Source organism: Glycomyces tarimensis (assembly GCF_054776215.1).
This window is the reverse complement of record NZ_BAAHCB010000002.1, coordinates 351,410-359,685: the sequence shown is the minus strand read 5'-3', so window position 1 is coordinate 359,685 and position 8,276 is coordinate 351,410. Positions and strand designations below refer to the sequence as shown.

General features: G+C 70.6%; 7 protein-coding genes. 5 read left to right on the top strand and 2 right to left on the bottom strand.

Annotated features, from left to right (window positions below):
• The first annotated feature begins 4 nt into the window (after positions 1–4).
• Positions 5–910, top strand: coding sequence for a DUF1996 domain-containing protein (locus tag ACYVK3_RS03810; RefSeq protein WP_460495937.1), 906 nt, complete (start codon positions 5–7; stop codon positions 908–910).
• On the opposite strand, the gene ACYVK3_RS03805 is transcribed toward ACYVK3_RS03810, so the two are convergent.
• The gene (locus ACYVK3_RS03805) at positions 907–1,578 is read right to left on the bottom strand and encodes a TetR/AcrR family transcriptional regulator (protein ID WP_460495912.1); all 672 of its coding nucleotides are present in this window, start codon (positions 1,576–1,578) and stop codon (positions 907–909) included. The two genes, ACYVK3_RS03810 and ACYVK3_RS03805, sit on opposite strands and share 4 nt — an antisense overlap.
• Before the next feature lie 97 nt (positions 1,579–1,675).
• Here ACYVK3_RS03805 and ACYVK3_RS03800 point away from each other — a divergent pair, with 97 nt between their 5' ends.
• Positions 1,676–3,862 carry an MMPL family transporter gene (locus tag ACYVK3_RS03800; RefSeq protein ID WP_460495911.1) on the top strand — a complete coding sequence of 729 codons (2,187 nt, stop codon included), beginning with the start codon at positions 1,676–1,678 and terminating at the stop codon, positions 3,860–3,862.
• Between the two features lie 4 nt (positions 3,863–3,866).
• Here the strand turns inward: ACYVK3_RS03800 and ACYVK3_RS03795 are convergent, their stop codons facing one another.
• Positions 3,867–4,883, bottom strand: a complete 1,017-nt coding sequence (locus tag ACYVK3_RS03795; RefSeq protein ID WP_460495936.1) for a UDP-N-acetylmuramate dehydrogenase — start codon at positions 4,881–4,883, stop codon at positions 3,867–3,869.
• Between the two features lie 96 nt (positions 4,884–4,979).
• Between ACYVK3_RS03795 and ACYVK3_RS03790 the strand changes: the two genes are divergently transcribed.
• From ACYVK3_RS03790 to amrS, 3 genes are all read left to right on the top strand, one after another.
• Positions 4,980–5,723 (top strand): maleylpyruvate isomerase mycothiol-dependent enzyme family protein, encoded by a 744-nt coding sequence (locus tag ACYVK3_RS03790; RefSeq protein WP_460495910.1) that lies wholly within the window; start codon positions 4,980–4,982, stop codon positions 5,721–5,723.
• Positions 5,724–5,961: 238 nt separating this feature from the next.
• Positions 5,962–7,056, top strand: a complete 1,095-nt coding sequence (locus ACYVK3_RS03785) for an ABC transporter ATP-binding protein (protein ID WP_460495909.1) — start codon at positions 5,962–5,964, stop codon at positions 7,054–7,056.
• A gap of 74 nt (positions 7,057–7,130) precedes the next feature.
• Entirely contained in the window at positions 7,131–8,258 is a 1,128-nt protein-coding gene (gene amrS, locus ACYVK3_RS03780; RefSeq protein WP_460495908.1) for an AmmeMemoRadiSam system radical SAM enzyme, read from the top strand.
• The last annotated feature ends 18 nt before the right edge of the window (positions 8,259–8,276 follow it).

The following is an 8,276-nucleotide window of genomic DNA, read 5'->3' as shown; positions in this document are numbered from 1 at the left end:
GATCATGAAACGAACACTCGCCGCGGCGGCGGCCGCGGCGCTGGCACTGGCCGTCTCGGCGGTGGCGGCGTCCAACACCGCCTCGGCCGACGAGCTGGTGACACACCACGAGTTCCAGGCGAACTGCACGATCAGCCACACCGCGAACGACGACCCGATCGTCTTCCCCGGATCGCCGGGCGCCTCCCACCACCACACCTTCCTGGGCAACACCGGGACCGACGCCTACTCGACGCCCGAGTCGCTCCAGGACGGCGAGACCACGTGCCTGGTCCCGGCCGACCGCTCGGCCTACTGGTTCCCGACGCTGACCAAGGACGGCGAGGCGGCGCTGTCGACCTGGCACCAGGTGATCTACTACAAGTCCGGAGTGGAGGACTACACCGCGGTGCGGCCGTTCCCCGAGGGCCTGCGGTTCGTCGCGGGCAGCCCCGGCGCCACCCCCGAGGAGTTCGCGAACGCGCCCGGGGCCGTCGAAGGCTTCGAGTGCGGCGAGAGCTTCCACAACTACACCTTCCCCGAGCACTGCCCCGATTCTTCGTGGCTCAACATCCGCTACCAGGCCCCGAGCTGCTGGGACGGGGTGAACCTCGACTCGCCGGACCACAAGAGCCACATGGCCTATCCGGTCGGCGGATCGTGCCCGGCCTCGCATCCGGTGCCGGTGCCGATGCTGGAGTTCAAGATCCACTTTCCGGTTAACGGCGACATGTCGGCGGTGCGGTTGGCGAGCGGCGGCGCCTCGTCGTGGCATTACGACTTCATCAACGCCTGGGAGCCGGCGACGCTCGCGGCGCTGGTGGAGCACTGCATCAACGGCGGCCTCCAGTGCGACTCGCGCGGCTACGACCTCTACAAGCCGGACCGCGGCGCGGTCCTCGACGAGGACTACGAGCTGATCGACCGCTAGCGCGGAGCCGGCCGGTCCCCGCCGGCCGGCTCTCCTTCGCCTCGGCCCGTGCCGATCACCGGTCCCAGGTAGGCGCCGATCGCGCGTTTCGTCTCGGCGGCGACTGCCGCCAGGTCCTCGCCGTCCTTCGCGGCCATGATGAGCGGCAGCAGCCCTCGGAACAGGTGCACCGCGACCTCGGCCGTGCGCCGCCGCTCGGCCTCAGGCAGCCGGGGCGCCCGGGCCGCGAAGATCGCCTCCAGGCGCTCGAACATCGCCTGCTGCGCGGGCCGCTTCGCGGCGGCCAGCTCAGGCGACAGGTGCGGGTCGGCCAGCAGCACCGAGAAGCCGGGGTTCGCCCGGTCGAAGGCGATGAGCGGGTCGATGACCCGGTCGAGCAGCTGATTCAGCGGCAGGCGGGCGACTCGGAGGTCGAACGCCTCGCCGTGCGCCTCGCGCAGCCGCTCGACGTAGCGGGCCATGAGCGCCTCGGCGAGCGCCTCCTTGTTCTTGAAGAACTGGTACAGCGTTCCCGGGGAGGCGCCCGCCCGCGCGGCGATGGCGTTGGTGCTCGCGCCCTTGAAGCCCTGTTCCGCGAAGACCTCCGCGGCGGCGTCCAAGAGCTCGGCGATCCGCTTCTGCCCGCGCGCCTGGCGCCTGCGACCCGGCTTCGGCGTGTCGTCGGTCACTAACCGTCCCTCGTTCTAGGAAACACGAGCGATTACTCGTATTTTTAAACACGAGCATCTGCTCGTATTTTCAGTCTACGTCGGCCGGGAGACCTCCATGACCTCCACCACCGCCCCGCATCCTAAGCTCCGGCCCGTCGAGGACGACTCTGCCATGCACCGGCTCGGCGATGTCACCGTGCGGCGCCGCCGCCTCCTGCTCTGGGCCGCCACGCTCGTGTTCGCCTGCTCCGCCGCCATCGGCTCGGGCACCCTCGACTCCCTCGTGCTCTCCCGGTACGAGGTCCCCGGCTCGGAGTCCATCATCACCGGCGACCGGCTCGACGAGCGCTTCGACGTCGGCAGCGCCAACTTCCTCCTGCTCGTCACCGCCGCCGACGTCGACGCCGCCGACGCCGCCGCGGCCGGTGCCGCGCTCGCCGAACGGCTCGCCGCCCACGACCGCGTCGCCGCCGTCGAGTCCTACTGGGACCACGGCTCCGAGGTGCTCCGCGGCGAGGACGGCACCCAGGCGCTCATCACCGCCTACGTCCCCGGCGACGTCACCGACGTCCGCGAGCAGGTCCTGCCCGAACTCAAAGCCGACTTCGCCGGCACCGAAGGACCCCTCACCGTCGCCGTCGGCGGCTCCGACGAGCTCTTCCGCGAGGCCGCCGAACTCGCCCGCGAGGACTTCCTGCTCGCCGAGATCATCGTCCTGCCGAGCCTGCTGATCCTGCTCATCGTCCTCTACCGCCGCCCGGTCGCCGCGTTCCTCACCCTCGGCGTCGGCCTGTTCTCCCTGGCGACCTCGCTCGCCCTGCTCAGGGCCGTGGCCGCCGTGACGGAGGTGTCCACCTTCGCGGCCAACATCATCCTCGTCATGAGCGTCGGCCTCGCCGTCGACTACTGCCTGTTCATCGTCAACCGCTACCGCGAACAGACCGCCGCGGGCCGGGCCGGGGCCGTCGCCGCCACCGTCGCCACCGCCGGACGCACCGTCGTCTTCAGCGCCGTCACCGTCGCCGCCAGCCTCTCGGTCCTGCTGGCCATGCCGTTCCCGTTCCTGCGGTCCTTCGCCTACGCCGGGATCATCGTCCCGCTCACCGCCGCCGTCGGCGCCGTCATCGTGCTGCCCGCCGCCCTCGCCGTCTGGGGCCGCCGGGTCGAGCGCCGCCGACCGGCCCGCGCCGTCCACGAGGGCCGCTGGTACCGCCTCGCGAGCGCCGTCATGCGGCGGCCGCTCCCGTGGGGCGGCGCCGCGCTCGCGCTCGTGCTCCTGCTCGCCTCACCGCTGCTGGGCGTCCGCTTCGGCGTCCCCGACGAGCGGGCCCTGCCCGAAGACGCCGACAGCCGCGTCGTGGCCGACCAGATCAGCGCGAACTTCGCCGCCGAGGCCACCGACGCCCTCCAGATCCTCGCCACCGGCTCCGAGCCGGACGCGCTGGCCGACTACGCCGCCGCGGTCTCGGCCGTGCCCGGCATCGCCCAGGTCGACTCGGCCGCCGGGCGATTCGTCGGCGGCGAGTTCACCGCCGGACCCGAGCCCGGGCGCTTCGTCCACGCCGGCGACGACACCTGGCTCTCGGCCGTGCCGACCGTCGACGCCATGCGCGAGGACCCGTACGCACTCGTCGGCCAGATCCGCTCGGTCCAGGCGGGCTTCGACGTCTCGGTCTCCGGCTACCCGGCCGACCTCGCCGACTTCCGCGACGCCCTGCTCGACCGGCTCCCGCTCGTCCTCGCGCTCATCGTCGCCGTCACCTTCGCGGTCCTGTTCCTCATGACCGGCAGCGTCGTCGCGCCGCTCAAGGCCACCGTCCTCAACGCACTGTCGCTGGGAGTGATGTTCGGCGCCCTGGTGTGGGTCTTCCAGGACGGCAACCTCGCGGGGCTCATCGGCTTCACCCCGCAGGGCTCGTTCGAACCGAGCATCCCGATCCTCATGTTCTGCATCGTCTACGGCCTGTCGATGGACTACGAGGTGTTCATGCTCTCGCGCATCAAAGAGGAGTACGACCGCACCGGCGACAACGCCGGCTCCATCGCGACCGGACTCCAGCGCAGCGCCCCGCTCGTCACCGCCGCGGCCCTCGTGCTGGCGTTCACCTTCGCCGTCTACGCCACCGGCCAGGTGGTGTTCCTCCAGATGCTCGGCGTCGGCATGGCTCTGGCCGTCGTCGTCGACGCCACGCTCATCCGCGGCGTCCTGCTCCCCGCGGCCATGCGGCTCACCGGCCGGTACAACTGGTGGGCACCGGCACCGCTGCGGGCCCTGCACGGGCGCATCGGCCTCCGCGACTGAAGGCCTAGTCGAACCGCGCGCCGACCAGGACCGGCTCGGGGCGCAGCCGCACGCCGAACTTCGCCTCGACCGCGTCGGCGACCTCCCGCGCCAGCGCGAGCAGTTCGCCGGTCGTCGCCCCGCCGCGGTTGGTCAGCGCCAGCGTGTGCTTGCTCGACAGGCCGACGTTGCCGCGCCGGTAGCCCTTGCCGAACCCGGCCGCGCCGATGAGCCACGCCGCCGACAGCTTCACGTCCTCGCCCGCGGGCCAGTGCGGCGCGTCCTTGCCGAGCCCGTGGGCGAGCTCGCGGAAGTCGCCGGCGCTGACGACCGGGTTGGTGAAGAACGAACCGGCGCTCCAGGTGTCGTGGTCGTCCTCGTCGAGGACCATGCCCTTGCCCCGCCGCAGTTCGAGGACCGCCGCCCGCGCCTCGGCGAGCGGCACCCGGTCGCCGACCTCGACGCCGAGTCGCTTCGCGGCCTCGGCGTAGGCGATCGGCCGCGACAGCCCGCTCCGCTCGAGCCGGAAGTCGACGCTCATGACGAAGTAGCGGGCCTCGTGCTTGAACACCGAGTGCCGGTAGGCGAAGCGGCATTCGGCGGGCGTCCAGTCGCGGATCTCGTCGGCCTCGCGGTCCCAGACCTTGACCGCGGCGATCGTCTGGGCGACCTCCTGGCCGTAGGCGCCGACGTTCTGGATCGGGGTGGCGCCGGCCGAGCCGGGGATGCCGCTGAGGCACTCGACGCCGGATCGGCCGTGCTCGACGGTCCAGGCGACGAACTCGTCCCACGGCTGGGCGGCCTGGACCCGCACCAGGTCGCCGCCGTGCTCATCGATGCCGCCGCCTCGCAGCAGGACCGCGGTCCCGTCGAAGCCGTCGTCGCCGATGACGAGATTGCTGCCTCCGGCGAGCACCAGGGTCGGCCCCTCGGTCGCGCGCAGGGCCTCGACGGCCTCCTCGGAGGTCTTCGCCTCCACCAGCCGCCGGGCCGGGCCGCCGAGCCTGAGCGTCGTGAAAGCCCCGAGCGCTCTGTCGCGAATCTGACGTGATGCGTGGTTCCGGCTTTCCGTTGGGCTGGCGTCTGTCACGCAGCACAGCCTAAGCTTTATACGGGCTACAACGATCGGCGGTCACCTATGTCGAAGCCACGGATCACGGACTACTTGATCGAGCTGAAGAACGAGGCCGGCGGCCTGCGCGAGATCGTCGACGGCGCGGTACTGGGCCGCACCCTCCCCTCGCGCCCCGAGGTCACCGTCGCCGGGGTGCTGTGCGAGCTCGTCCGCCTCTACCACTGGACCGTCACCGCGCTCGGCGCGGAGGTCGGCGAGGAGGACGTGCCCGAACCGCCGCCGGTCCGCTACCCCGAAGCGGAGGTCATCGGCGTCTTCGACGAGTCCCTCGGACGCGCCATGAGCGCTCTGGAATCGCATTCGCCGGAGTCGGCGGCGTGGACGTGGGCGCCGGTGGGGCGGCGGGCCGAGTTCTGGCACCGCCGCGTCACGGTCGTCACGGCCCTGGCCCGCTGGGACGTGCAGATGGCCGTCGGCGCGACCGCGCCGATCCCCGTCGCGCTCGCCGCCGAGACGATCTCGGAGGTACTTGAGGCCTTCATCCCCGCCGGGGTCCGCCGCGGCGAGTTCCCCGACGTGGTCGGGCTGGCGCAGCTGTTCGCCCAGGACGCCGACGCCAGCTGGTTCGTGCGCCTGCGCGGCGGCCGGGTGGCGCTGTTGGACCACCCCGATTCGCGGATCGAGTTGCAGGCCCGGGCCGCGGGCTCGGCCTCCGACATCGCGCTGGCGCTGTGGGGGCGGCTGCCGTTCGGGATCTGCGACGTCGTCGGCGACGAGGCCCTGCTGCGGGCCCTCCGAGTGGAGTGACGCGGATAACGGTTCCATATACTTTCCCGGGAAACCGGACATATGGTCGCCGCCCGCTTGGCAAAGGCATTCATCTACCGATACGCTCGGCTCACGCTTCGCAGCGGCAACGTCTGCGCGGCGGGCATGCCGCAGCGCAGGGTCGCGCACCAGCGAGGTCCTCGTCGCGGTCTGCACACCAGCAGTCCCTTTTACAACGGATCGTCTGGCACGTACCTGCCAGTGAAAGGACCTCACCATGGCCACAGTGACCTATCAGGATGCCACGCGCATCTATCCGGGCTCGGAAGAGCCCGCCGTCGACCGGCTCAACCTCGAAGTCCAGGACGGCGAGTTCCTCGTCCTCGTCGGGCCCTCCGGTTGCGGCAAGTCCACCTCGCTGCGCATGCTCGCCGGCCTCGAAGAAGTCGACGAGGGCTCGGTGTTCATCAACGAGACCGACGTCTCGAACCTCCCGCCGAAGTCCCGCGACATCGCGATGGTCTTCCAGAACTACGCGCTCTACCCGCACATGTCCGTGTTCGACAACATGGCGTTCGCCCTCAAGCTGCGCCGCATGCCGAAGGCCGACATCAAGCAGCGCGTGGAGGAGGCCGCGAGGCTCCTCGACCTCACCGACTACCTCAACCGCAAGCCGAAGGCCCTCTCCGGCGGCCAGCGCCAGCGCGTCGCCATGGGCCGCGCCATCGTGCGCGAGCCGCAGGTCTTCCTCATGGACGAGCCGCTGTCGAACCTCGACGCCAAGCTGCGCGTGCAGACCCGCTCCCAGATCGCCTCGCTCCAGAAGCGCCTCGGGATCACCACCGTCTACGTCACCCACGACCAGATCGAGGCCATGACGATGGGCCACCGCATCGCGGTGCTCAAGGACGGCCTGCTCCAGCAGTGCGACACCCCGCGCGTGCTCTACGAGACGCCCGGCAACGTGTTCGTCGCCGGGTTCATCGGTTCGCCGGCCATGAACATCAAGACCGTCAAGCTGACCGAGGGCGGCGCCCTGTTCGGCGACGTCACGCTCCCGATCGCCCGTGAGATCCGCGACGCCGCCGCCACCGACGGCGGCAGCCAGGAGGTCACCATCGGCATCCGGCCCGAGCACTGCAAGCTCGGCAGCGGGAGCACCGGCGGCATCCCGATGGAGGTCGACCTCGTCGAGGAGCTCGGTTCCGAGGCGTACGTGTACGGTCACGCCGCCTACGACAACTCCGACGAGCGCTTCGTCGTGCGCACCGACTCCTCCAACGTGCCGCGACTGGCCGAGACGGTGCACGTGGTCCCCGAGCCGGGCCACGAGCACATCTTCCACGCCGCCACCGGCAGCCGCTTGAACTAGCGCGAATCCGAGAGCGGGCCGCGCGGCACCAGCCGCGCGGCCCGCTTGCTCGTGCGGGCGCTACCGTTGAGCGCATGGCCGCCATCGTTTCGAAGAGGCCGCGCGTGGACGGGGCCGACGAGTACACCGTCGGGACCGAATTCCACCGTGCGCTCGATGACGGCCGCGTCGAATGCACCGTCTGCCCCAGGGCGTGCCGGCTGCGCGAGGGCCAGCGGGGGCTGTGCTTCGTGCGGGCCCGCGCCGGCGACCAGATCGTCCTCACCTCCTACGGGCGCTCCTCGGGTTTCTGCGTCGATCCGATCGAGAAGAAGCCGCTCAACCATTTCCTGCCGGGCACGCCGGTCCTGTCGTTCGGGACCGCCGGGTGCAATCTGGCGTGCCGGTTCTGCCAGAACTGGGACATCTCCACATCGCGCGAGATCGACACGCTCGCCTCCTCTGCCTCGCCCGAGGCCCTCGCGCGGCAGGCGCAGCGGCTCGGCTGCAAGTCCATCGCGTTCACCTACAACGATCCGACGATCTTCCTCGAGTACGCCGCCGACTGCGCCGACGCCGCCCGCGACCTGGGCATCAAGGCCGTCGCCGTCTCGGCCGGGTACATCAGCCCCGCGGCCCGCACCGAGCTGTACTCGCACATGGACGCGGCGAACATCGACCTGAAAGCCTTCACCGAAGCGTTCTACGAGAAGATCGCCTTCGCGTCCCTCGGCAAAGTCCTCGACACGCTCGAGTACCTGGTCCACGAGACCGAGGTGTGGACCGAGATCACCACGCTCCTCATCCCAGGACACAACGACGCCGACGCCGAGATCGCCGCCGAGTGCGCTTGGATCGCCGAGCATCTCGGCCGCGACGTGCCGCTGCACTTCACCGCGTTCCATCCCGACTTCAAGATGCGCGACGTCCCGCCCACGCCGCCGGCCACGCTCAGGCGCGCCCGCCGCATCGCCCTGGACGCCGGGCTGCGGTACGTCTACACCGGCAACGTCCACGACTCAGAGGGGCAGACGACCACCTGCCCCGCCTGTGGCGAAGCTCTCGTAGTGCGCGATTGGTACCGCATCAAGCGTTTTGCACTGTCAAATTCAGGACATTGCTCGTTCTGTGGCGCGGACCTTCCAGGAGTATTCGAGGGCCCCGCCGGAGACTGGGGTCCCAGGCGGCAACCAATCCGCCTAGCCGCGCCGTCACACAAGTAACAGGAACCAACACCCGAG